21 protein-coding genes are annotated in these 22,919 nt (G+C 61.7%); 17 read left to right on the forward strand and 4 right to left on the reverse strand.

Annotated features, from left to right (window positions below; translation table 11 throughout):
• Window positions 1-13 precede the first annotated feature (13 nt).
• The 12 genes from EFD55_RS13015 (at window position 14) to EFD55_RS13065 (ending at window position 11,800) form a co-directional block, all read left to right on the forward strand.
• Window positions 14-328: a MocE family 2Fe-2S type ferredoxin gene (locus EFD55_RS13015; protein ID WP_125845465.1), complete on the forward strand. Its 315-nt coding sequence runs from the start codon at window positions 14-16 to the stop codon at window positions 326-328.
• A gap of 10 nt (window positions 329-338) precedes the next feature.
• Window positions 339-1,565, forward strand: coding sequence for an NAD(P)/FAD-dependent oxidoreductase (locus EFD55_RS13020; RefSeq protein WP_125845466.1), 1,227 nt, complete (start codon window positions 339-341; stop codon window positions 1,563-1,565).
• A gap of 31 nt (window positions 1,566-1,596) precedes the next feature.
• Window positions 1,597-2,403: a 3-methyl-2-oxobutanoate hydroxymethyltransferase gene (locus EFD55_RS13025; protein WP_125845467.1), complete on the forward strand. Its 807-nt coding sequence runs from the start codon at window positions 1,597-1,599 to the stop codon at window positions 2,401-2,403.
• Between the two features lie 130 nt (window positions 2,404-2,533).
• Complete coding sequence (locus EFD55_RS13030; protein ID WP_125845468.1) at window positions 2,534-3,430, forward strand: NUDIX hydrolase; 897 nt, start codon at window positions 2,534-2,536, stop codon at window positions 3,428-3,430.
• Window positions 3,431-3,498: 68 nt separating this feature from the next.
• Window positions 3,499-4,470, forward strand: a complete 972-nt coding sequence (gene nadA / locus EFD55_RS13035; protein WP_125845469.1) for a quinolinate synthase NadA — start codon at window positions 3,499-3,501, stop codon at window positions 4,468-4,470.
• Window positions 4,467-6,008 carry an L-aspartate oxidase gene (locus EFD55_RS13040; protein ID WP_125845470.1) on the forward strand — a complete coding sequence of 514 codons (1,542 nt, stop codon included), beginning with the start codon at window positions 4,467-4,469 and terminating at the stop codon, window positions 6,006-6,008. Before nadA ends, EFD55_RS13040 begins: the two co-directional genes overlap by 4 nt.
• Window positions 5,986-6,906 (forward strand): carboxylating nicotinate-nucleotide diphosphorylase, encoded by a 921-nt coding sequence (gene nadC, locus EFD55_RS13045; RefSeq protein ID WP_125845471.1) that lies wholly within the window; start codon window positions 5,986-5,988, stop codon window positions 6,904-6,906. The genes EFD55_RS13040 and nadC overlap by 23 nt, the downstream gene beginning before the upstream one ends.
• A 338-nt stretch (window positions 6,907-7,244) precedes the next feature.
• Window positions 7,245-9,197 carry a BTAD domain-containing putative transcriptional regulator gene (locus EFD55_RS13050; protein ID WP_125845472.1) on the forward strand — a complete coding sequence of 651 codons (1,953 nt, stop codon included), beginning with the start codon at window positions 7,245-7,247 and terminating at the stop codon, window positions 9,195-9,197.
• 107 nt (window positions 9,198-9,304) lie between these two features.
• On the forward strand, window positions 9,305-9,448 hold the full coding sequence (locus tag EFD55_RS33150) for a hypothetical protein (RefSeq protein WP_165504814.1): 144 nt from the start codon (window positions 9,305-9,307) through the stop codon (window positions 9,446-9,448).
• 13 nt (window positions 9,449-9,461) lie between these two features.
• On the forward strand, window positions 9,462-10,724 hold the full coding sequence (locus EFD55_RS13055) for a YcaO-like family protein (protein WP_125845473.1): 1,263 nt from the start codon (window positions 9,462-9,464) through the stop codon (window positions 10,722-10,724).
• Window positions 10,721-11,467, forward strand: coding sequence for a TfuA-like protein (locus EFD55_RS13060; protein ID WP_125845474.1), 747 nt, complete (start codon window positions 10,721-10,723; stop codon window positions 11,465-11,467). Before EFD55_RS13055 ends, EFD55_RS13060 begins: the two co-directional genes overlap by 4 nt.
• 66 nt (window positions 11,468-11,533) lie before the next feature.
• Entirely contained in the window at window positions 11,534-11,800 is a 267-nt protein-coding gene (locus tag EFD55_RS13065; protein WP_125845475.1) for a hypothetical protein, read from the forward strand.
• Window positions 11,801-11,881: 81 nt separating this feature from the next.
• Here the strand turns inward: EFD55_RS13065 and EFD55_RS13070 are convergent, their stop codons facing one another.
• From EFD55_RS13070 to EFD55_RS13080, 3 genes are all read right to left on the reverse strand, one after another.
• Window positions 11,882-12,286, reverse strand: a complete 405-nt coding sequence (locus EFD55_RS13070) for a helix-turn-helix domain-containing protein (protein ID WP_008531490.1) — start codon at window positions 12,284-12,286, stop codon at window positions 11,882-11,884.
• 261 nt (window positions 12,287-12,547) lie between these two features.
• Window positions 12,548-13,384: an amidohydrolase family protein gene (locus EFD55_RS13075; RefSeq protein WP_125845476.1), complete on the reverse strand. Its 837-nt coding sequence runs from the start codon at window positions 13,382-13,384 to the stop codon at window positions 12,548-12,550.
• A gap of 71 nt (window positions 13,385-13,455) precedes the next feature.
• Complete coding sequence (locus EFD55_RS13080; protein ID WP_125845477.1) at window positions 13,456-14,247, reverse strand: IclR family transcriptional regulator; 792 nt, start codon at window positions 14,245-14,247, stop codon at window positions 13,456-13,458.
• Window positions 14,248-14,717: 470 nt separating this feature from the next.
• Here EFD55_RS13080 and EFD55_RS13085 point away from each other — a divergent pair, with 470 nt between their 5' ends.
• From EFD55_RS13085 to EFD55_RS33460, 4 genes are all read left to right on the forward strand, one after another.
• Window positions 14,718-15,452 (forward strand): SDR family oxidoreductase, encoded by a 735-nt coding sequence (locus tag EFD55_RS13085; RefSeq protein WP_125845478.1) that lies wholly within the window; start codon window positions 14,718-14,720, stop codon window positions 15,450-15,452.
• Window positions 15,453-15,547: 95 nt separating this feature from the next.
• Entirely contained in the window at window positions 15,548-16,825 is a 1,278-nt protein-coding gene (locus EFD55_RS13090) for an L-fuconate dehydratase (RefSeq protein WP_125845479.1), read from the forward strand.
• A gap of 244 nt (window positions 16,826-17,069) precedes the next feature.
• Window positions 17,070-19,649: a caspase family protein gene (locus tag EFD55_RS13095; protein ID WP_125845480.1), complete on the forward strand. Its 2,580-nt coding sequence runs from the start codon at window positions 17,070-17,072 to the stop codon at window positions 19,647-19,649.
• 24 nt (window positions 19,650-19,673) lie between these two features.
• On the forward strand, window positions 19,674-20,360 hold the full coding sequence (locus EFD55_RS33460; protein ID WP_183736708.1) for a tail fiber domain-containing protein: 687 nt from the start codon (window positions 19,674-19,676) through the stop codon (window positions 20,358-20,360).
• A 67-nt stretch (window positions 20,361-20,427) separates the two neighbouring features.
• On the opposite strand, the gene EFD55_RS13110 is transcribed toward EFD55_RS33460, so the two are convergent.
• Window positions 20,428-22,032 carry an NHL repeat-containing protein gene (locus EFD55_RS13110; RefSeq protein WP_125845481.1) on the reverse strand — a complete coding sequence of 535 codons (1,605 nt, stop codon included), beginning with the start codon at window positions 22,030-22,032 and terminating at the stop codon, window positions 20,428-20,430.
• Between the two features lie 151 nt (window positions 22,033-22,183).
• Between EFD55_RS13110 and EFD55_RS13115 the strand changes: the two genes are divergently transcribed.
• Window positions 22,184-22,774: a hypothetical protein gene (locus EFD55_RS13115; protein ID WP_125845482.1), complete on the forward strand. Its 591-nt coding sequence runs from the start codon at window positions 22,184-22,186 to the stop codon at window positions 22,772-22,774.
• Window positions 22,775-22,919 lie beyond the last annotated feature (145 nt).

The raw sequence follows: 22,919 nt of genomic DNA on the forward strand, positions 1-22,919 counted from the left end.
AAGGGAGGATAAGATGAGCGGCAACTGGATCCAGGTCTGCGGCAAGGACGAAATCGACGAAGAGGATGTCATCCGCTTCGATCATGGGGGGCGCACCTTCGCTGTCTACCGCAGCCCTGACGACGAATTCTTCGCCACCGACGGGCTCTGCACACATGAACATATCCACCTCGCCGACGGGCTTGTCATGGATGAGATCATCGAATGTCCGAAGCACAATGGCCGCTTCAACTACAAGACGGGCGAAGCCAAAGGTGCACCGGTCTGCGTCAATCTCAAAACCTATCCTGTGAAGGTCGAAGGCGACACCGTCTTCATCTCGGTATAAGGAAACGGACGTGGCTCATTTCGTCATCCTGGGTGCGGGCGAATGCGGTGCGCGCGCTGCTTTCGCGTTGCGTGAAAAAGGCTTTGCCGGCGAGATAACGCTTATTGGAGCCGAACCCCTTCCACCTTATGAGCGGCCGCCGCTTTCGAAGGCCGGTTCCACCGATGCTCGCGATCCGAAATTCATCGCCGCGTTGGAAAAATATGCCGACAGCGGCATCCGGCTGCTGACCGGCCTGGAGGCGAGGGATCTCGATACCGTAGCCAGGGCCGTCACGCTTTCGGACGGTACCGTGCTCTCCTACGACAAGCTCCTGCTCGCGACGGGCGCAGCCGCGCGTTCGTTCCCTGGCGCGCCTCTGGGAAGTCCGCGTATTCGCGCGCTGAGAACGCATCACGATGCGACGGCGCTGCGCGATGTCATGAAGCCGGGACGGCATATCGCCATCATCGGCGGCGGCTTTATCGGGCTGGAATTGGCGGCGACAGCGCGGCAGCTCGGCGCCGACGTCACCGTCATCGAAGGGCTGGAACGCGTATTGAAGCGCGGCGTGCCGGAGGAGATCGCCCATCTGCTCACAGAGCGTCACCGCGCCGAGGGCGTCGATATTCGCTGCGGCGTCTCCATCGAAGCTTTGACCGAGGAGAACGGCAAAGCCTTGATCCGGCTGTCGGGCAAAGAAGTGATTGAAGCCGATCTTGCCCTCGTCGGCATCGGTGCGCGGCCGAATGTCGAGATCGCCGAAAGGGCAGGGCTGACGATCGACAATGGCATTGCCGTCGACGCCTATCTCAAGACCTCCGCACCTGATGTCTTTGCCGCCGGCGACTGCTGCTCCTTTCCGCTGTCGATCTATGGCGGCCGCCGGGTACGGCTTGAATCCTGGCGCAATGCCCAGGAACAGGGCACATTGGCCGCGGCCAACATGCTCGACCTCGAGGAAGCTGTTTCATCAGTGCCGTGGTTCTGGTCCGACCAATACGACATGACGCTGCAGATATCAGGCCTTGCCGAAGGCGCCGTCACTCATCTGCGCCGCGATCTCGGCGCAGGTGCCTTCATTCTCTTCCATCTCGATGCTGACGGGCGTTTGATCGCCGCAAGCGGCATCGGGCCGGGCAATGCCGTGGCACGCGACGTCAGGCTCGCCGAAATGCTGATCGCGGCGCGCGCCCACCCCGATCCAGCCGCACTGGCAGCCAGCGACATCAAACTGAAATCCCTGTTGGCCGCCTGAGCCGCCCTCTATTTTTCAAAGGAATTTGACGATGAAGAAACATAAACGCGCGACGGTCGCCGACCTGCTTGCGGAAAAAGGCAAGCGCCAACTCACCATGTTGCGCGTCACCACGCTGGAGGAGGCCGAAGCCGCCGAAAAGGCGGGGATCGATATGGTTTCAGTGCCGCCCTCGCTACTTGGGCCGGTCTTTCGTGAGGTCGCCCCCACGCCTTTCGCCATTCCGGGGCTCGAATATGGCGACCATGTCTCGGCGGAAGACTATCTCCGTGCCGCCTTCGCGGCCCTGAAAGCGGGTGGCGATGCGGTCTATTGCGCCGCAAGCCTGCAGACGATCCGGCGCCTGCGGGACGAAGGCATTCCCGTCTGCGGCCATCTCGGGCTGATCCCCTCGAAGGCGACCTGGACGGGCGGCTTCCGCGCCGTCGGCAAGACGGCGGCGAGTGCAGCCGAGATCTGGCGCCAGACCAAGGCGCTGGAAGAGGCCGGCGCCTTCGCCGCCGAAATCGAAGTCGTGCCGGGAGAGGTCGCCGCCGCCATCAGCGCCAGCACCTCCATGCTGATGATCTCTATGGGAGCAGGCAGCGGCTGCGACGCCCAATATCTCTTCGCCGACGACGTGCTCGGCGCCAATCGCGACCACTATCCCCGCCATGCCAAGGTCTATCGCAACTTCGCCGCCGAACACGACCGGCTACAGCGCGACCGCATCGCCGCCTTTACAGAATTCGCCGACGACGTCAGAAGCGGCGCCTATCCGGAAAAGCGCCATCTCGTTGGCATCAATGAAGCGGAACTGAAAATTTTTCTGGACCAGTTGAAGACAGGCAATCGCTAAGCACAACCGCGTTTCGTGCCTGGATGATGTGGGAAGCGCAGCCAAGGCGCTTCTCCTCCATTGGCTTCGGCCATAGGCTGTGTCAGGAATGATGCGTTCGATTCATTCGGAACGGAGTATTCGGTCCCCTGTGACGATCGGCTTTGCGCATGCGGAATTGATTGCGGTGCTCGTCGCGGTGACGGGGGACGAGCCGCGCGTCATGACCATCCGATCAGGCAATGCGTTGCCGTCAGGTCCTTTCGAAATGGGCCACCGCACGCTGCAATCCGGCCTGCGCGAATGGGTGCAGGAGCAGACCGAGCACCCCGTCGGCTACCTCGAACAGCTCTATACCTTCGCCGACCGCGACCGCAACAACGACATCCCAGGCGGGCGAACGATCTCGATCAGCTATCTCGGCCTCGTAAACGAACAGTCGGGCGCCGGCCGGCCGGGATGGCACGGCTGGTACGAATATTTTCCCTGGGAAGATCACCGGCAGGGCCGCCCGGTCGTACTCGACGAGATCATGGCGCGCCTGAGGAGCTGGGCAGATGCCGATCCGGCAAGGCGCGACCACCGTCATCGCCGGGCGGATTTTACCTTCGGCCTCGACGGCGGCGGTTGGAACGAAGATCTGGCGCTGCAGCGCTACGAATTGCTTTACGAAGCTAGGCTCGTGGCCGAAGCCGGATGCGCAGCCGAGGCCAATCTTGGCCGGGCGATGTTTGCCGATCACCGTCGCATTCTCGCGACCGGGATCGCAAGGCTGCGCGCCAAGATCAAATATCGCCCCGTCGTCTTCGAACTGATGTCGGAGAGCTTCACGCTGCTGAGGCTGCAGCGAACCATCGAGGCATTGGCGGGGCTGACGCTGCACAAGCAGAATTTCCGCCGCCTCATCGAACAGCAGGAATTGGTCGAAGAAACCGGCGGAACCGAAAGCGAAACCGGCGGCCGGCCGGCCAAGCTTTTCCGCTTCCGTCACACGGTGCTTGAAGAACGGGCGCTGGCAGGAACGAAATTACCGCTCTCCCGCAATTGACATATGCTCATCGTGAGAATATCTATTTGCCCATGATATGCTCAGCTGGAGCATAATTAGGGCCGGTCATGAATCACCCTGTTTCCGCATCCTCGCTTTATCAGCGCGTCAGCCGTGTCATTCCCAAAGCCGAATGGATGACATTCGAAAACGACGTCGACGCGATCCTCGAGCTCAAGCGCAGCCGCAACGCCGTAATTCTCGCGCACAACTACCAGACGCCGGAAATCTTCCATGGCGTGGCCGACATCGTCGGCGACAGCCTGGCGCTCGCCCGCAAGGCGATCGAGGTCGACGCCGATGTCATCGTTCTTGCTGGCGTGCATTTCATGGCCGAAACCGCCAAGCTGCTGAACCCCGAGAAGACGGTACTGATCCCCGATCTCTCCGCCGGCTGTTCTCTGGCAGATTCGATCACACCCGAGGATATTGCGCTGCTGCGCCAGGCCCATCCCGGCGTGCCCGTTATCACTTATGTCAACACTTCAGCGGCGGTGAAGGCCGCCTCCGACATATGCTGCACCTCGGGCAATGCCAAACAGGTAGTGGAATCGCTCGGCGTGCCGAAGGTGCTGATGATCCCGGACGAGTATCTGGCGCGCAACGTCGCCCGCGAGACGGATGTCGAGATCATCGCCTGGCATGGGCATTGCGAAGTGCATGAACTCTTCACTGCCGAGGATGTGCGCCAACTGCGTGAAAACCATCCCGGCGTGACGGTGCTCGCCCATCCGGAATGCCCGCCCGACGTGGTGGCGGAAGCCGATTTCGCCGGCTCGACCGCCGTGATGTCGAACTATGTCGGCAAGCAAAAGCCGGCGCGGGTCGTGCTGCTCACCGAATGCTCGATGAGCGACAATGTCGCCGTGCACCATCCCGACGTCGAGTTCATTCGCCCCTGCAATCTCTGCCCGCATATGAAGCGGATCACGCTCAGCAATATCCGTGCAGCACTCGAGGAAAACCGTCACGAAGTCACCGTCGATCCGGCGATCGCCGTTGCCGCGCGCCGTGCCGTCGAGAGGATGCTGGCGATATGACCGAGATCCTCGAGCACCTCGCCGGACGCACGGTCATCGTCGGCAGCGGGCTTGCGGGCTTGATGACCGCGCTGACCCTGGCGCCAGAACCCTCCGTCCTCGTCACCCGCGCACTCCTCGGTACGGAGACGTCGAGCGCCTGGGCACAGGGCGGCATTGCCGCCAGCATGGGCGAAGATGACAGCGCCGAACTGCATCTTGCCGATACGCTTGCCGCCGGCGACGGCCTCTGCGATCCCGTGGTCGCCGGCGGCATCATTGCCGAGGCGCCGGCAGCGATTGCCGCGTTGGAACAAGCGGGCGTGCGTTTCGACAGGAATGTCGAGGGCGAGCTTTCGCTCGGGTTGGAGGCCGCACATTGCCGCCGCCGCATTGTTCATGCCGAAGGCGACGGCTCCGGGGCGGCGATCATCGCCGCGCTGGTGCAAGCGGTGATGCAAACGCCTGCGATCACGGTGCTCGAAGGCTTCGAGGCTCGGCGGATCTTGATGGATGGCGAGCGTGTGGCGGGCCTGCTTTGCGCCACCGCGAAAGGCGCCGCCATCCTGCCGACCTCCAAGGTGGTGCTCGCCACCGGCGGCATCGGCGGGCTCTATGACGCAACCACCAATCCGATGGGTAATTTCGGCCAGGGGATCGCGCTTGCGGCGAGAGCAGGCGCCGCGCTTGCCGATATGGAATTCGTCCAGTTCCACCCGACGGCGCTCGACTCGCGCCGCAGGCCGCTGGCGCTCGTCAGCGAGGCGGTGCGCGGCGAAGGCGCCTTGCTCATCAACGAACGGGGTGAACGCTTCATGGCTCGCACATCAGGCGCAGAGCTTGCGCCGCGCGACGTCGTCGCGCGGGCGATCAGCGCCGAAATCGCCCGCGGCGGTAGGGTCTTTCTCGATACCCGCAAGGCACTCGGCAGCCGGTTTGCCGCCCGCTTTCCCGTCATTGCAGCTCTGTGCGGCGAGGCAGGCATCGATCCGGCCAATGACCTCATTCCGGTGCGCCCGGCCGTTCACTATCACATGGGCGGCGTTGCAACGGATGCAAACGGCCGCGGCTCGGTTTCCGGTCTCTGGGTCGCCGGAGAGGCGGCTTCGACCGGCCTGCACGGCGCCAACCGGCTTGCCAGCAATTCGCTGCTGGAGGCTGTTGTCATGGGCATGCGGGTAGCACACGACGTATCTGGCATGCCCGCAAGTGCCGCAGGCACCATCTTCGCCGAGAAACTGCCGGTGGCCGCTGATGCGTCGCTTATCCGGCCGATCGTCTCGCGCCATCTCGGCGTGCTGCGCAATGCCGGCGCCATTCAGGGAGCGATTGCAGCACTTCTGCCGCTTGCCGAAGGCAATGGCCCGGCCGCCGATCCAGCCACTGTCGCGCTGCTGATCGCCGTCTTCGCCAGCCTGCGGATGGAATCGCGCGGCGCCCATGCCCGCACCGATTTTCCGCTGAAGCTCGCCGACGCCAACCGGCGCCGCATGTGCCTTTCCGACGTTCTGGAGATCGCCCGCGCGACCCCGCCCTATGCCCTTGCAAGGAGTGCCTGAAATGAGTCTCGTTCCCCTTCCGCGCCTGATCGTCGAGCCGCTGGTGCGGACAGCCCTGCTCGAAGATCTCGGTCTTGCCGGCGATATCACCTCGGCATCGGTCATCCCCCAAGATCATCGCTCGACCGTGGTTATGGCCGCTCGTCAGCCCGGCGTCATCGCCGGCCTCGATGCAGCCGAACTCGCTTTCACCCTCGTCGATCCCGAGATCGTCATGCGCCGAAATCTCAGGGATGGCGACGCGGTAAAGCCGGGCGACGTGATCGCCACCATCGAAGGCCCGTCGCGTGGCCTGCTGAGCGGTGAGCGCACCGCGCTGAATTTTCTCGGCCACCTCTCAGGCATTGCCACCGTCACGGCCGAGATCGCCGCTGCCATTCAGGACAGCAAAGCCTCCGTCGCCTGCACGCGCAAGACGACGCCGGGGCTGAGAGCGCTGGAGAAATATGCGGTGCGGGCGGGTGGTGGCATGAACCACCGTTTCGCGCTCTATGACGCGGTGCTGATCAAGGACAATCACGTCGCCATCGCCGGCGGCGTCACCGAGGCGATCCGCCGGGCGCGGACAGGCGTCGGCCATATGGTGAAGATAGAGGTCGAGGTCGATACGCTCGACCAACTGCGTGAAGCGATGGAAACAGGCGTCGATGCCGTTCTGCTCGACAATATGACGCCGGATCAACTGCGCGAAGCCGTCGTCATCGTCGACGGGCGGGCAATCACCGAGGCATCCGGCCGCGTGACACCGGCAACGGCCGCAGCCATCGCGGCTTCCGGCGTCGATCTCATTTCTGTCGGCTGGCTGACACATAGCGCGCCGGTGCTCGATATCGGGCTCGATTTCGTCAAAGCGGCGGCGACGGACGCGGTTCCGAGACGGATTGCGCAGGTACTCTGATCACTCTTCGCCGGGAGAGGGTGCAATCCTCAGGCTTCACGGCAATCCTCCCGGCTGGCACTCTATCGACGGCCAGTAACTTAACGTCTCGATATGAACGATGACGTCCGCCTGAGGACCGCGGCGAGATGAATAACGTGCCGAAATGGCACGCATTCGCATTCGACGGAAAGTGTCGGCAAAGCATTTCCTCCCAACGCAGCTTGAGAATATGCAAATATTAGATGAAAATTCTTCTTTTTAAAGCAAAGCGGCTATGCGAAGCGGCATTATAGCTCTAACATGCCTTCGACCGCAGGTGCGTTCGCGCGCCTTGGCTTTCAGGGGTGAGAACCGAGATGCAACCGACATCCGGGCAGACGTCGACGAACAGGCTATGCCTGCTCGGAAGACCGCGATTGCTGGCAGCGGGGAGGGAACTTCCCTTGCCGGAGAAGTCGTATTTTCTCCTCGCCATGCTCGCCGCCGAAGCCAATCTCGAACTTGACCGCGAAACCGTCAGGCGGCAGCTCTGGCAATCCGAATTGCCGGAAAAGCGGGCGGGCAGCCTGCGCCAGCTGCTCGCGCGCATCGAGCAGAGCATCCCCGCCGATCTTCCACCGCTGCTTGCCGCAACGCGAACCCATATCGGGCTTGCGGACGGCTGGGAGGTCGACGTCCATATTCTGAAACAGAAGGGGCCGCTTGCCCCTGGGGACAGCGAAATCCTCAACGGCGAGTTGCTCGAAGGCGCCAAATCGCCGACGCAGGGCGCCGAGGACTGGCTGACCTACGAACGCCAGCGTGTCGACGAACTGCGCTCTACCCACCTCAGCCGGCTGGTCGAGGCCGCCGACGAAAGATCGGACGAGGAGCAGGTCGCGCTTGCCAGGCGTCTCCTGGAACTCGACTCCGCCAGCGAGACGGCGTACCGCGCCTTGATGCGCCTCTATGTCGGGATGAACGATCCGGCGGCCGCACGTCAGGCCTATCTCAAGTGCAAGAGCCAGCTGAAGGACGATTTCGACACCGAGCCGGAGGAGAGCACCACGGCGCTCGCCCGCGAGCTCGGCCTGATACCCCCGGCGCAGGCCGCCGCACCGGAGCGCGCAACAGCGCCCGGCATGTTCGTCGATCCGGTCGGCCAACCGCGCATCATCATCCTGCCGCCGGAAAGCATCTTCACCGACCCGCTGATGGAGCGCGTCGGCAGGGCGCTTCTCGAAGACGTCACCATCGGCCTCAGCCAGCAGCGCGGCTTCAAGGTGATCGCCGCGCATACGAGCCTCGAGATTCTCAGCCGTGCGGTCGATCCCACGCGCGCCTTGCCCGGCCCGCTCGACCTCAGCTTCGACTACGCTGTTTACGTCAGCATCCAGGGCCGCGACGAGGATGTCTATGCCACTTGCCGCCTGACACGGACGACGACATCGGAAGTGATCTGGGCCATCGAGCTGCCGCTCGTCATGCAGAAGATCAGCGAATCCTTCGCGCATCTGACGCGGAGGATCGTCTCTTCGCTTGCCGACACGATCGAGCGTCATGAACTGGCGATGCCGATCGGCGAGGCGCCGGCATCCGCTTACCGTCTCTACCTGGAAGGCAAGCGGCTGATCGCCCAGACCGACCTGCAGCATCTGCGCCAGGCTCGCAAATGGTTCAAATCCTCGCTCAACCGTTATGAACACTTCTCGGCCGCCCATGCCGGCGTCTCACGCGCGCTCGGCATGGAATGGCTGATCCGCGGCATGCAGGACACGGAACTGCTCGACGAGGCGAACAGTGCAGCCCGCCTCGCGCAGCAGTCCGACCCGAACAGCGGCCGGGCCTATCGCGAGCTCGGCTTCGTGGCGCTTTATCGTCGCCGGTTCGACGAAAGCCTGGAGCATTTCCAGCAGGCCCAGGATCTCAATCCCAACGACGCCGACATTCTTGCCGATTTCGCCGACGCGCTTTCTCATGACGGCGATTTCGATCGGGCGCTGGAACTCAGCCGCGCGGCCTTCAAGCTCAATCCGCTGCCGCCGGATTATTATTACTGGAACCTCGGCGGCATTCACTTCATGCGCGAAGAGTATGGAAAAGCGATCGAGGCGCTGGAACCGGTAAAGACGAAGCAGGCGACCGCCCGCCTGCTCGCCGCCTCGCATGCCATGGCGGGGGATACCGGCAAGGCTGGGAACTACGCCCGGGTGGTGCTGGAAAATTTCCCGGATTTCCGCAGCGAGGACATCCGCCATTTCGTTCCCGATCGCGATCCCGCTTATACGGAACCGTTGATAAAAGGCCTGCAACTTGCCGGTCTTCCCTGATTACATGGCCTTTTAACAAAGCCTGTAACGCTTAAATGACGCAGGCAATGTTTCCCTCCGATGGTTAACGGCAGCAAGGCGCTGCCAGCACCAATCGGAGATGGACCATGAAGACGAATGCTGAAACCACCGCAGTTCAGACACAGTCGCTGCGCTTTTCTGCCGCTGCCAGGGCAGCCATGAAACAAGACGAACTCAACGTTTCCGCCAATGCGCTCGAGAGCCTGACGCATGCGCTAAGGTTCCGCTGAGGACCATATCAGCATGTCCGCTTTCACCGACCTTGAAACGCTTGCCGGTGACCTGGAACGATCATCGGCCGGTGTCAGCGACTATCACGACCGCGCGGTCACGCCGGCCCAGACGCTTGCGGCGATCAGGCCGCACCTGCGCGAATTCGGTATCACGCGCGTCGGTCTCCTGACCGCGCTCGATGTCCTGAACATTCCCGTCGCCTTCGCGACGCGGCCGAACAGCCATACGCTCTCGGTCTTCCAGGGCAAAGGCATCGACAATGACGCCGCCATGACCTCGGCGGCCATGGAGGCAATCGAGACCCGGATCGCGGAAATTCCGCCGGCCGACCTGACGGAGGCGACGGTCGAAGGCATGCGGGCGGAGCGTGCCGCCATGATCGATCTCGACAATGTCGCACGCTGCGCGCCCGACGAGATCGGCAGTCACCCCATTCCCTGGTGCTCCGGCCTCGATATCCTTTCCGGCAACAGCGTTTTTGTGCCCTGGTGGCTCGTTGGCCTCGATCATCGCGGCGAAAGGCCGCCGGGCTTCGAGCAGTCGAGCGACGGGCTTGCCTCCGGCAACACGCCCGCCGAAGCGGCGTTGCACGGACTCTGCGAGCTGGTGGAGCGCGACGCCTGGGCCTTGACCCAGCTCAAATCGCCGGAACACCTGAAGGAGAGCCGCATCGACCCGGCCTCCTTCGGCGATGCGGTCATCGACATCATGACCGATCGGATCGCACGCGCCGGCATGCGGCTGCTGCTGCTCGACATGACGACTGATATCGGCGTTCCCACTTTCCTCGCCGTCATCCTGCCCGGCAATCTTTCCGATCGTGTCGATGCACGCTGGTCGCATGTCTGCGGCGGCTGCGGCTGCCATCCCGATCCCGTGCGCGCCGCGCTGCGCGCCATCACCGAAGCGGCGCAGAGCCGGCTGACCGCGATCGCCGGCAGCCGCGACGATTTCTCGCCGCGCATCTATCAGAGGCTCGACCGCAGTGCAGCCATGCAGGAAGTGGTCGAACTCTGCGAGGGCGATGGCCGGATGCGCGCGTTCCAGACCCGTCATCGCCGCCCGGCGACGATCCAGGAGACCATCCGCCAAATTGCCGGCCGGCTGACGGCGACCGGCATCGAGCAGATCGTCGTCGTGCCGTTTGCGCACGGGACCCTGCCGGTCTCGGTCGTCAGGGTGATCGTGCCCGGCCTGGAGGTCGATATTTCGGGCCAGTACATCCAGCTCGGCATGCGTGCGGTCAACACCTTAAGAGGAGCCCAATCATGAAGGTGATGTTCGTCGGTCCGAGCCTTGGCATCGATCTCGCCGCGGCAAGAGCGATGTCTCCCCGCATCGATTTCCGGCCGCCGGCCGCCTGCGGCGACATCCTGAAGGCGGTAGAAGATGGCGCGACCGCGATCGGCCTCGTCGACGGCTATTTCGGCGACCTTCCTTCGGTCTGGCACAAGGAAATCCTCTATGCCCTCGAACGCGACGTCGCGGTTGCCGGCGGCGCCAGCATGGGGGCACTGCGGGCGGCCGAATGCGCTCCCTTCGGCATGGTCGGCCTCGGCGCGATCTTCGAGGACTACGAGGCCGGCCGGCTGATCGACGACGAGGCCGTCGCGCTGGTGCATGCGCCGCAGGAGCTCGGCTGGCTGCCGCTTTCCGTCCCCTGGGTCGATTTCGAGCCGACGATCGAAGCGCTTCACGCCCATGGCGAGATTTCGCCCGGCGAACGCAAGAAACTGCTGCTTGCCGGCCGTTTCCTGCATTTTTCGGAGCGAACCTATGCGAAGGTAGTCGACGAGTGCCACTTCGCCCGCAAACCACGCCGCGACCATATCCTCGCAGCCATCCGCAAGTTCCGCGTCGAGCGTAAGCGCAACGACGCGCGGCTGGTGCTGGAGTGGCTACGCCGCGACGAATTCCTCCCCGTCAACCGTGACTGGCGCTTCGCCGCTACCTCCCACTGGGAGCTTCTGCACGCCGAAGTCACGCGCAGCGTGACTCCTGTAACGGTAGAATAACGGTCGCAGCGGAAAGATGCACTGATGATGGAATCGTAGGGTTTCACGACCAAGAGGGCGGAAACGATGTTTGAACAATATGCCGAAGGTACAGGCAGTGAATACGCAAGGATCTTCCGGCTGCTGTCGGCAGCCAAGGAGGAGGCTGAAAAGCTTCAGCTGCGTAATCTGATGCACCTGACGAACATGGCGCTGCTGCAGGTCGTCATCGATTGGGACGGCATAGATCCCGACAGGGAGCTAGACGTCAATCTCGAGAAGCTGCTTGGCAGCAAGGCCAAGATCGCAATGAAGGACGCCAGCGAGAACCTGATCCTGATCGATCGTCATTGATCTCGATCGATGTCAATTGATCCCGATCAGTCGCTATTGGTCCTTATGCGGTCCGTTGGAATCGCATGACGGATTGCCGGTCTATTCGGCCGCGTCAGCTTCCAACTGTTCGGTGTGGGCGATCGCCTGAACAAGCTTCAGGATCTTCTTGCGAAGAGCTTCGTTCTTGATCGAGAAGAAGGCAGCATTGAGAAGAACGCCTTCACGCGAAATGACGAATTCCTCGCTGGGAGCTGGGTTGTCGTTGGCCGTATCCGGCGTCGACAGATCGTCGAAAAACGTCCTGACATCGACCTTCAACGCGCCGGCGATTTCAACCAGCATGCTGGCGGAAACGCGATTGGAGCCCTTTTCATATTTCTGAATCTGCTGGAACGTCACGCCAACACGATCTCCCAATTCCGTCTGGGAAACTTTCCTCAGTAGACGCTGTATACGGATGGTCTTTCCGACGTGAACGTCCACTGCATGCGGTTCTTCTTTCATTTTATTTTCCCTCCTGAGGCCAGCGGACATGAGGTTATTCGTCATATCCCTGCCTGACAACTTTTACCCGAGATGTATAAAGCTCGCAATTGCTTGGTTGTAAGTCGTCTCAAACCGAAACACTGCAATGCTTCATTCAGTATCCAGCAAAAAACATGCCAAAGTAGCACTTTTGTAAGGCACATCACGTTTTTCGCGATGCCGGAGCGTTCGCGCGAAAAATTGTGCGGCGGCTTGCCCTCAGGAATTGCGTAAACCGGATCAGAGCGACCAGAGGCGCTGCGCATTGGCGAAAAGCAGCTTGGAGCGCTCCGCCTCGCTGCTGGAGGAAAGCACGGCATGGGTCGCGGCCACCCAGGTGGAAAGCCCGCCGCCGCGCGTGCAGACCGGCCAGTCGCTGCCCCAGACGACGCGATCCCAGCCGAAACTTGCAATCACATGTTCGATGTAAGGCCTCAGCGTCTGCGCCGTCCATGTCTCGGCATCGGCATAGGCGACGACACCCGAGACCTTGCAGATGACGTTCGGCCGCCGGGCGATCTCCGATACACCGGCCTTCCAGGGCTCGAAGGCATCCGAGCGGATATCGGGCACGCCGCAATGATCGAGAACGAACTGCACATCCGGGGCAAGATCGACGAGGGCGGTCACGCGGCCTGCCTGATGCGGAAGCGTGCAGAGGTCGAAGGTCAGGCCGCTGCCGCCGATCCGCCTGATGTTTTCGCGAAACAGCGCGCCTTCGGACACGTCGTCGGGCACGACATGCAGCACGCGGCGGAATCCCTTGACGAAGGGATCGGCCTTTTGCCGCTCGAGATAGGCGGCAAAGCCTTCGTCTTCCGGCCGGCAGGAAACGATGGCGCCGGCAATCATGCTGCCTGCCCGTTTGGCAATGCCGGCGACATGATCAGTCTCGGCCTGTATGACGGCAGGATCGACGTCGACTTCCATGTGCAGCACTTTCGTGATGCCGCAGCGCCGGGCCTCGGCCGCATAAGTCTCATAGAGGAAATCGTGATCGAGGTCAGGCTCGCCCGAAAGCCAGGGATAATGCAGCGCCGACCGGTCGATGATATGCAGATGGGTATCGATGAGCACGCTCTTTTTCCTCCGGGGAGTGGCCTTCCGGCAACCTATCTTTGGTGAATGGATTGTTCAAATAGAAATTCTCAGCTGTCAGCGGGGCTGGCGACGTCGGCGCCGGCCAGCAGCGAAAGCTGGGCTGCGGTCTTCTGCACCAGCAGGATCGTCTGGCTGATATCGGGTGCCGAAGGCGCATTCACGAGAGCGATGAACGGACAGGTGAGGGCGGCGATGCAGCGCCGGTCCGGCCCGAGAACGGGAGCGGAAAGATTGTAGACGCCTGACGTCTGGGCGCTTGCCATCATCTCGTAGCCGCGCTCGCGGATCTGGTTGAGACGGTCGTAGAATTCCGCGCCGAGTTCGATGTCGGTGTGGCTACGCACATGTTCCAAGATCATCATCTCCCGTTCCTCCTCGCTGCGGAAGGCGAGGAGCACATGGCCCGAACCGGTGTCGAAGAGACTGATATGGGCACCGACACGGATCGAAAATCCCCAGTAATCCGGCGCCTCTTGCTGGGCGATGACAACAGCCGCGCCGCGGTCGAACACGGCAAGGTGATTGGCCTGGCGCGTGCGCTGGGCAAGATCGCGCATCAGCGGCGTAGCATAGGAAGCAAGCCGGCGCACCGGTGCGTGCAGCTGGGCGAGACCGAAGAGTTTCAAGGTCAGCGAGTAGCGATCGCCGTCCAGCCTGGTGACGTAACCGCGGCGCACCAGACGGTCGAGCATGCGGTAGAATTCATTGGGGCTGCGGTCGAGCCGCTTGGCGATCTCTGCCTGGGTGAGGCCGCTGTCGACGCCGGCAAGCAGCTCCAGAATATCGAGGCCCTTGTCGAGGGCAGGAGCGCGGTAGCGGTCGGACTCGTCGATCTCCATTCCTTCCTCCTGTGAATATAGTCCTGCATATACGCAGAACCGCAGCCGGAAAAGGAAAACTTCGCACTTGACCCTTGGCCAATCGTCTGTTTGTCTATAAACAGACAAATTATAGCTGAAGACACGCTGGGAAGGCGAAAGCCTGGAGACGTCCAAACGGCGAGATCACAAACACGCCGGGGACAGGGAGGAAGACCATGCAGCGCATGGGAATAACCATCAGCCCCGGAGCCGGCCCGGAAGCAAGGCGGCGTGCTGCGCTAACCTTGCCAGAACCCGGTCGAAGCGCGCAAAGAAAGCTGAAGCATGTCGCGCGAAACCAAGGACCTGAAGCGTGACAGGCGAATCTGAAAGATCGCGATACACTTTAGTGATAGACGGCGACGGGCGAGCTTCATGGCTGAGCCTTCGCCTGAGACGCATTGGCATACCATCGTCCAGCGTGGACAAATCAAGAAAAGGCCCGTGACATGACAAACAGACTTTCCGGCAAGACCGTTCTCATCACCGCCGCCGGTCAGGGCATCGGCCGGGCGACGGCAATAGCCTTTGCCGCGGCCGGCGCCAAGGTCCACGCGACCGACATCAACATCGATGCGCTGGCTGCCCTTGCCGCCGAAACCGGCGTTTCCACCCATAAGCTCAACGTGCTCGAAGAGGATGCGGTCAACACCCTCGTCGCCGAAATCGGCGCCGTCGACGTGCTGTTCAACTGCGCCGGCTTCGTCCATGCGGGCTCGATCCTCGAGATGAAGGATTCCGATCTCGAATTCGCCTTCAACCTCAACGTCAAGGCGATGATCCGCACGATCCGCGCGGTGCTGCCCGGCATGCTTGAGCGCAAGGACGGGGCGATCATCAACATGGCCTCCGTCGCTTCCAGCATCAAGGGCGTGCCGAACCGCTTTGCCTACGGCGTCACCAAGGCGGCGGTCATCGGCCTCACCAAATCCGTCGCCGCCGATTATGTCGCTCAAGGCATCCGCTGCAACGCCATCTGCCCCGGCACGGTGGAAAGCCCGTCGCTGCAGGACCGCATGCGTGCCCAAGGCGATTATGATGCAGCGCGCGCCGCCTTCATCGCTCGCCAGCCGATGGGTCGACTCGGCACGCCGGAGGAGATCGCCGATCTTGCCGTCTATCTCGCCGGTGCGACCTACACGTCGGGCCAGGCGATCGCCATCGACGGCGGCTGGACGATCTGATTTCAGCCGATCATGCCGCCGGCAGTCCTGCCGGCCGGCCACTGCCGTCGACCCATATGAACGGCCCTATACAATTATAATCGGGAGGAACAACCATGACCCGCATCACCGACCTTCGCGTCTTCGACCTTCGCTTCCCCACGTCGCAAAGCCTTGATGGCTCCGATGCGATGAACCCCGATCCGGATTACTCCGCCGCCTACGTCATTCTCGATACGGACGCGCCTGATCTTGCCGGCCACGGCCTGACCTTCACCATTGGCCGTGGTAACGATATCTGCTGCATGGCGATCGAGGCGATGCGCCACCTCGTCGTCGGCGCTGACCTTGCCGAGGTTCTCGCCCATCCCGGCAAGTTCTGGCGGCATCTGACGAGCGACAGCCAGTTGCGCTGGATCGGCCCGGAAAAGGGCGCCATTCACCTGGCGACCGGCGCGGTCGTCAACGCCGTCTGGGATCTGCTTGCCAAGCAGGCCGGCAAGCCCGTCTGGCGACTCGTCGCCGAGATGTCGCCGGAAGAGATCGCCGATATCGTCGATTACCGCTATCTCACCGACGTGCTGACGCGCGATGAAGCGATCGAGATCCTGAAGCGGGCGGAGGCGGGCAAGGCGGAACGCATCGCCACCCTCGAAAAGGAGGGCTATGCCTGCTACACGACCTCGGCCGGCTGGCTGGGTTATGAAGACGAAAAGCTGCGGCGCCTCTGCCAGGAGGCGATCGACGCCGGCTTCAACCATATCAAGATGAAGGTCGGCCGCGATCTGGAGGATGACATCCGCCGCCTCAGGATCGCCCGCGAGGTGATCGGTCCCGACCGTTACCTGATGATCGACGCCAACCAAGTCTGGGATGTCGGCCAGGCGATCGACTGGGTCAAGGCGCTTTCCCCAGCCAAGCCCTTCTTCATCGAGGAGCCGACAAGCCCCGATGACGTCGCCGGTCACCGCAAAATCCGCCAGGCGATCGCGCCGGTGAAGGTCGCGACGGGTGAAATGTGCCAGAACCGCATCATGTTCAAGCAGTTCATCGCCGAAGGCGCGATCGATATCGTGCAGATCGATTCCTGCCGCATGGGCGGGTTGAACGAGGTGCTCGCCGTACTGCTGATCGCCGCCAAATTCGACCGGCCGGTCTGGCCGCATGCCGGCGGCGTCGGCCTCTGCGAATATGTGCAACACCTGTCGATGATCGACTATATCGCGGTCTCGGGCACCAAGGACGGCCGCGTCATCGAGTATGTCGATCATCTGCACGAACACTTCCTCGACCCCTGCCGGATCGAAAACGCAGCCTACATGCCGCCGACCCTGCCGGGCTTCTCCATCGAGATGAAACCGGCGTCGATCAGCAACTATACGTTTCGAGGCTAAGAAATCGTCATCTGAGCTGACGTATCCAATGCCGGTGGCATGATAATTTCTTGATTTTTACAGTCTTTCTCGCGGCCGGCGGGCTTCCAATCTGACGGGACTGCTCCAATTCACTTGGAGGCGGCGAAGCTTGCTTTTTAGGGCGCCGAGGAATATTTTTGAAACGTGAATGCGGAGGGGGTCCAGCACCAGCGGGCCAGCAAATTTTATTGAGCAGAAACAATAGAATGTTTGCGATCCAGCCATGCCCAAGTTTCACGCCGTCAGGAGACTATACGCCTATCTGCTGATCGTCGCGGCAATATTGCTGTCGATCGGCACGGCTCATGCCGCCATGACTGAGGAGAGCGGACGCCGCGTAGCCCTCGTCATCGGCAATTCGGTCTACAAGACGCTGCCCTCGCTTCCCAATCCCGCCAATGATGTCGAAGAGGTCGCCAACACGCTGCGCTCGGCCGGATTCGACGTGACAATCGGCGTCAATGTCGACCGCATCGGCCTCGAAGATACCGTGCGCCGCTTCCTCCGTTCGACCAACAATGCCGAAGCCGGCCTCATTTATTACTCGGGCCATGGCATCCAGGTGGGCGGGCAGAATTTCATCGTTCCGGTCGATGCGACGCTGGAGACGCCTTATGACGTCGAGACGCAGACCATGCCGCTCGACCTGATCCTGAACCATCTCAAGCAGAATTCGCGTGTGCAGTTGATCTTCCTCGACGCCTGTCGCAACAACCCCTTCAACGCGCAGAAATTCTGGATGGCGGAAAAGCTGGAACCGGTCGGCGCCACGCGAGGGCTTGCGCGCATCGACAGCGATCTCGGCAGCCTGATCGCCTTTTCCACGGAACCAGGCCAGGTGGCGCTCGACGGCAACGGGGCGCTGAGCCCCTATTCCGAATCCTTCATCAAGCGCGCCAGCGAACCCAACAAGGAAATCCGCCAGGTCTTGACCGATGTACGCCGCGATGTGATCGCCATGACCGACGGCAAGCAGGTTCCCTGGGAAAATTCTTCGCTGACGGACAGCTTCTATTTCATTCCGGCGCCGCCGCCGCCGAGCGTCGAGCCGATGCAGCAGGCGAGCGTGCCGGAGGGAGCCGTCGCCACGAAACTGACGATCGCGCCGCCGCATGACGAGACAGGCTCGGCTCTTGTCGTCACCCTTAATCAGCTTCCGCAAACCGGCAAGCTTACCTTCGACGGCAAGCCGGTCGAGCAGGGCGCAAAACTTCCCGCCGCGGCGCTGACGGCGCTGACCTATGATTCCACAGGCGTTGCCGCCGGAACCATCGGTCTGATCGGCTATACAGTCAGCGATCCTTACGGCCAGGCGACGCAGGGTGTGGTCGCGATCACCGTCTCGGCCGATGCCGGCGCCAAGCTCGCCCAGCTCGAGCAGGAAAAGCAGGTGCGGCTCGCCGATGCCAGCGCCTATCTGAAGGAACTGCCGCGCGATATCGACGCAACGATCGGCGTCGGCCCCGTCAAGGCCGGTCTGCCGGTCGTTCCGGCGTCGGCCGCGGAAATGACCTTCAAGGTCGCGGCTCTTCCTGACAAGGGGACGCTACGCGCCGGAGACCGGGTGATCGGGCTAGGCCATGTGCTTGAGGCAGCCGATATTCCTGCCCTTTCCTACGAGCCGCAGATCGGCACCGAAAACCAGAGCTTCGCCGTGACGCTGCAGACCGCCAACGATGACCTGGCGCCCGCCACCGTCACCTTCAAACCGGTGCTCGACGCCTGCGATACCGCAGCCGCAGCCCCCCTCGACCTGCAGGGCGTCACCGCGGGCAAACTGCCGAACGAAATCGACCCGAACATTGCGTTGCCTGCGTGCGCGGATGCGATCAAGACCTATCCCGAGGTCGCACGCTTCATCTATCAGCTCGGCCGCGCCCAGCTTGCCAACCGCGACACCAAGACGGCCTTTGCGACGATCAAGAAGGCAATGGATGCCGGACATGTAAGGGCGATTTCGGAGATCTCTGCGCTCTATCTCGTCGGAGCGTCTGTACCGGCGAACCTTGAAAAGTCTAGCGAGATTGCCGCCATGGGCGCGAAGAAGGGGGATCCCTATGCGCTCTATGCCTATGGGAAAAGCCTGTACTACGGCAGAGGAGCCAAAGCCGATACCCAAGAAGGCCTGAGGCTAATGCTTCAGGCAGCCGATTTGGGCCATACCTACGCAATGAACGAACTTGGCTATATCTTCTTAAACGGCGTCAATGTCACACCCGACGTAGAACGTGGTGTTCGATTTTACGAGTCAGGTCTCAAGCGAGACGACATATATTCGATGAACAGCCTCGGGATGATTTATCGCGCAGGCAAAGGCGTTCCGCAGGATCTTGAGAAGGCCCTTGAGCTTTTTAAAAGGGCAGCAGAAGGCGGCCAGCCTTATGCTCCGCGAAATATCGGTCTTATGTATAGAGACGGCTTAGGAGTGCCTAAAGACGAGGCAACCTCTATTACGTGGTTGGAAATGGGCGCCGAGCGCGGTGATTATTGGAGTGCGTTCGAGCGGGCCAAGATGGCCAAAGGCGACGGTTCAGACGCAGAGAGCCTGGTCACCGCAGCTCATTATTTTGCCCTTGCGAGCGCGCTCAACAGACCTGGCACAGGCGACCCTAAGAAACAGTCGGACAAAGAGCTCGCCTCCTTAGCTGATTCTGCAAAGAAGAAGGCAGCAGAGGTTTTTTCGAGCGAACTGACGCCGCAAGAACTCAAGGCTATTCCGAAGACCAAATCGCTGAACGAGAGGCTGGCGCTTCTTGCGAAGGCGACGTGGGTGAAGCGAAATCCGAGATACGATCTCTTCTAAAGCGGCGATCTGGGGGCGCCCGACATGACCAGCAAACTCTTCATCCGTGTACTCCTGTGCTCGACCTTTATCGCTGGTTCGGGTGTAGTCCTGCAGGGCTGCATCTTTGACCCGGGAGCCAAGACGTTATTCGCCAATCAAGAGCCGCCTCGCAAGAAAACGCCAACTATTAACAAGGTAGCAGCGAAGAGTAATGAGACGACATTCGCTCGTTCGGATAGAAGTTCGGGCTCAGGCAGCTCTTCAGGTATGGGTAGTAGTTCCAGCGGCAGCAGTTCTAGCAGTGGCAGTTCTAGTGGCGGGAGTTCCAGTGGCGACACAGGTGGCAGTGATCCCGGCGGCAGCGATCCCGGCGGCTGGAACTCAGATCGTCGTTTGAAGACGAATATTCGTCGTGTCGGCACTTCCCCTACCGGCATTCCGATTTATGCATTTCGCTACATATGGGGCGGACCACTCTTCGTCGGCACAATGGCGCAGGATCTTCTGTTGATCAGACCTGACGCAGTAATTCAGGGCGCAACTGGATATTACAAAGTGGACTACGATATGCTCGATATCAAAATGATATCCATACCGGAGGACCTCTCGCTAGCACCAGCGGCGGCAGCTGCTACGGTCGCTGCGCTCGCGGTCGATGCAGCAAAAATGCAACCTCTGATAAAATTTCCGGTTTCCGTACCACAAGATACTTTACAGCTGGCAATGTGATCGGGGACCATCACGTTCGATGTTCGCGACACATCGGTTGTGGTAGTAGTCCGTCTGTCCGTTCAGCTTATCCGTTGAGCCCCTTGAAACGCACCGGCTGGTAACCGCGCATCAGGAGGCTGCCGAGCGAATAGGTGTTGCGGCAGACGCGGCCCTTGCAGGCGTTCGGCGAGGCCTCCATCACCTCGACCTTGCGGTCGTCGGTGAAGCGCATGAACAGCAGGACGTGCGAGCCCGGCTTGTTCAATGCGTCGCCCGGCTGCATCGACCAGGGGTCGGAGAGGCGCTTGGCGATGCCGGGAATGGCGCGGGTCGATACATGCATCTTCAGGCCCCAGGCATCGCTGACAAACCCGGAGCAGTCGACGCCGAGGATATTGGATTGCGGCGCGCTCTTGGTACAGACGTTGCCGGCGGTCTGGCCTTTTTCCACGCCGCCGATGAAATCCTCCAGCGGCGTCTTGCAGCCCCAGCAATAGGGAACGCCCTTCACCGTCTGCCCCCGTTTGCCGATCAGGTAGATCGGACGACGCAGCCGGTTCATGTTGGCGCAACCAGGTCCGGGATCGTTGCCGTAGGCCGCCGGCGTCACCATCCAGTTCAGCGTCTCGAAGCCGATCGCCCGCTCGATGACGTCGCTGCGCGATTTCGGCACGATCGCGACCTTCGGCGTCTTGCCGGGCTTGCCCATGTTCAACGGCTTGGCGGGCTTGGCGACGGCGAGTTTGCGGCCAGGCTCCCGACCGTCGAGTTTCAGCACTTGCGCCCGGCTCTCCTGCGAGCGGAGATAGAGCACGTCGCCGCGCGGACCGATCGCCACGAAGCGCCTCGAAAACACCGTGCCAGGGTCGATCGGCAGGTCGTAGACGCGATCCATCGTCCCGTTCGGCGTGAAGCGAACCACCAGCATGCCGGTACGATCCGGCTGGTCGGCGGGTACGAGCTCGACCAGCGCATAGGGCCTGCCCGTGGTGTCGATGTCGAGAAGCTCGACGGTGCCGATCCGCCCTTCCGAAGACAGTTGCAGAGAGAGGAAATTCTCCTCCGAGCTGCTGCGCCGCAGCAGGATTTCCGCCTTGTCGTTTGTCGCCGAGACTTCAGCAACGATATCGCCGAGCCCGCGGCTCGGCACGTACTGGACGACTGGCGGGCGAGCGTCGGGCCTGCTGGTGCTGCGGCCGATCTCGTCGATGATGCTGTTCAGCGGACCCGGCGGTACCGAGCCCATGGAGGCGAAGACAGAGCGGGTGTAATCGTCGGCATCGCCGCCGTCGACGGCGCGTAGCGTCTGCGACCGGCCGTCGGCGTCGGTGGATCGCTCGAGCGGCACGACACCGTCCGACCAGAGATAGAGTTCGTTGTGAACGACGGCGAGGTCCTCCGGCGCGGCATTGTCAGGCAGCGGCAGAACCTCGGGATCAGCCTGCGAGCGTTCGGCGTCGACGGCAAGTACGCGGCCGTTGTTCTGGTCGAGGATGTAGATGGTGCCGTCGTCGCCGACGGTGATCGCCGCAGGCCCCGATGCCTCCACTTCCTCACTGGACGAGATGATGCCGACAGAGCGCGCGCCGTCGCCGCCGCGAAGCTCTATGATCGTCGTGTCTTTGGCGAGAACCGGCGAAGCGACCGCAAGTGTCGCGGCAAACAGAATATGCGACCCCAAACCACGCATTGCCTCGACCCTCAAAGAGACCGTCAAGTCTTTAAAAATGGTAGGATAGATGCGCCTCGTCAGCAAGCTATTGCTTTCCAAACGATTTGGAGATCCGCGCGGTCAATAGTACAAGATCATCGTCTCGAAGCTTTGCGGGCAGGGAAAGCTTATGCTGGAATGGAACGGTGATGAACTGGCGCTTGATATAAGCTTGCTGGAGCAGGTTCGCGCAGCGAGGATAAACTTCTCCGATCGCGTCTGCGCGGCCTCGGCCAGCGCGGACGAGAAGCATCTGGCGCAGTTGCGCTCCGAGCCGACCTATCTGATGGCCGAGTTCCTTTATTCGATGAAGGTCTTCGGCATCAGCACCGCCGAGGATATCGAACGCTTCGCCGATCTGCACAATGACTACGTGGTGTCGCTCACCCGCGATCCCGCCAAGCTGCAGCGCCTCGGGCTTTCACAGGATCGCGCGCTCGCCTCGATGTTCACCGCCGACACCAAGCCGCGGCTGATCCAGAACTGGGCTGATAAATCAGGCGCGATCGACCAGTCCAACCTTGCCCGTTTCCTCGTCGCCGTCATGTCGAGCGAGACCTGCCGCAAGACGCTGATCGATTTCGAGATGGCGGGCTTCATGCAGCGCACGCGCTCGCCCTATGGCACGATGGTCGTCTGGTCGACCGGCAAGATCGAGGAAATCTTCGGCGAAATGCTGCGCAATCTCCGCCTCAGCCTGCAGGAATTGAAGATCCTCTAATGCATGTCGCCCGGAAGTGTGCAGCGGTTCGGGGTCAACGACATGCATAAAACAAAGAGCTGAAGCGCCGCTGCCAGTCGATTTCAACCCTCCCAATCGATTGGCGCCGATCGCCGTTGCCTTCCTTCCGGCCCCTCCCTATTGT

It is taken from the genome of Rhizobium pisi, assembly GCF_003938655.1.
Taxonomy (GTDB): domain Bacteria; phylum Pseudomonadota; class Alphaproteobacteria; order Rhizobiales; family Rhizobiaceae; genus Rhizobium; species Rhizobium pisi.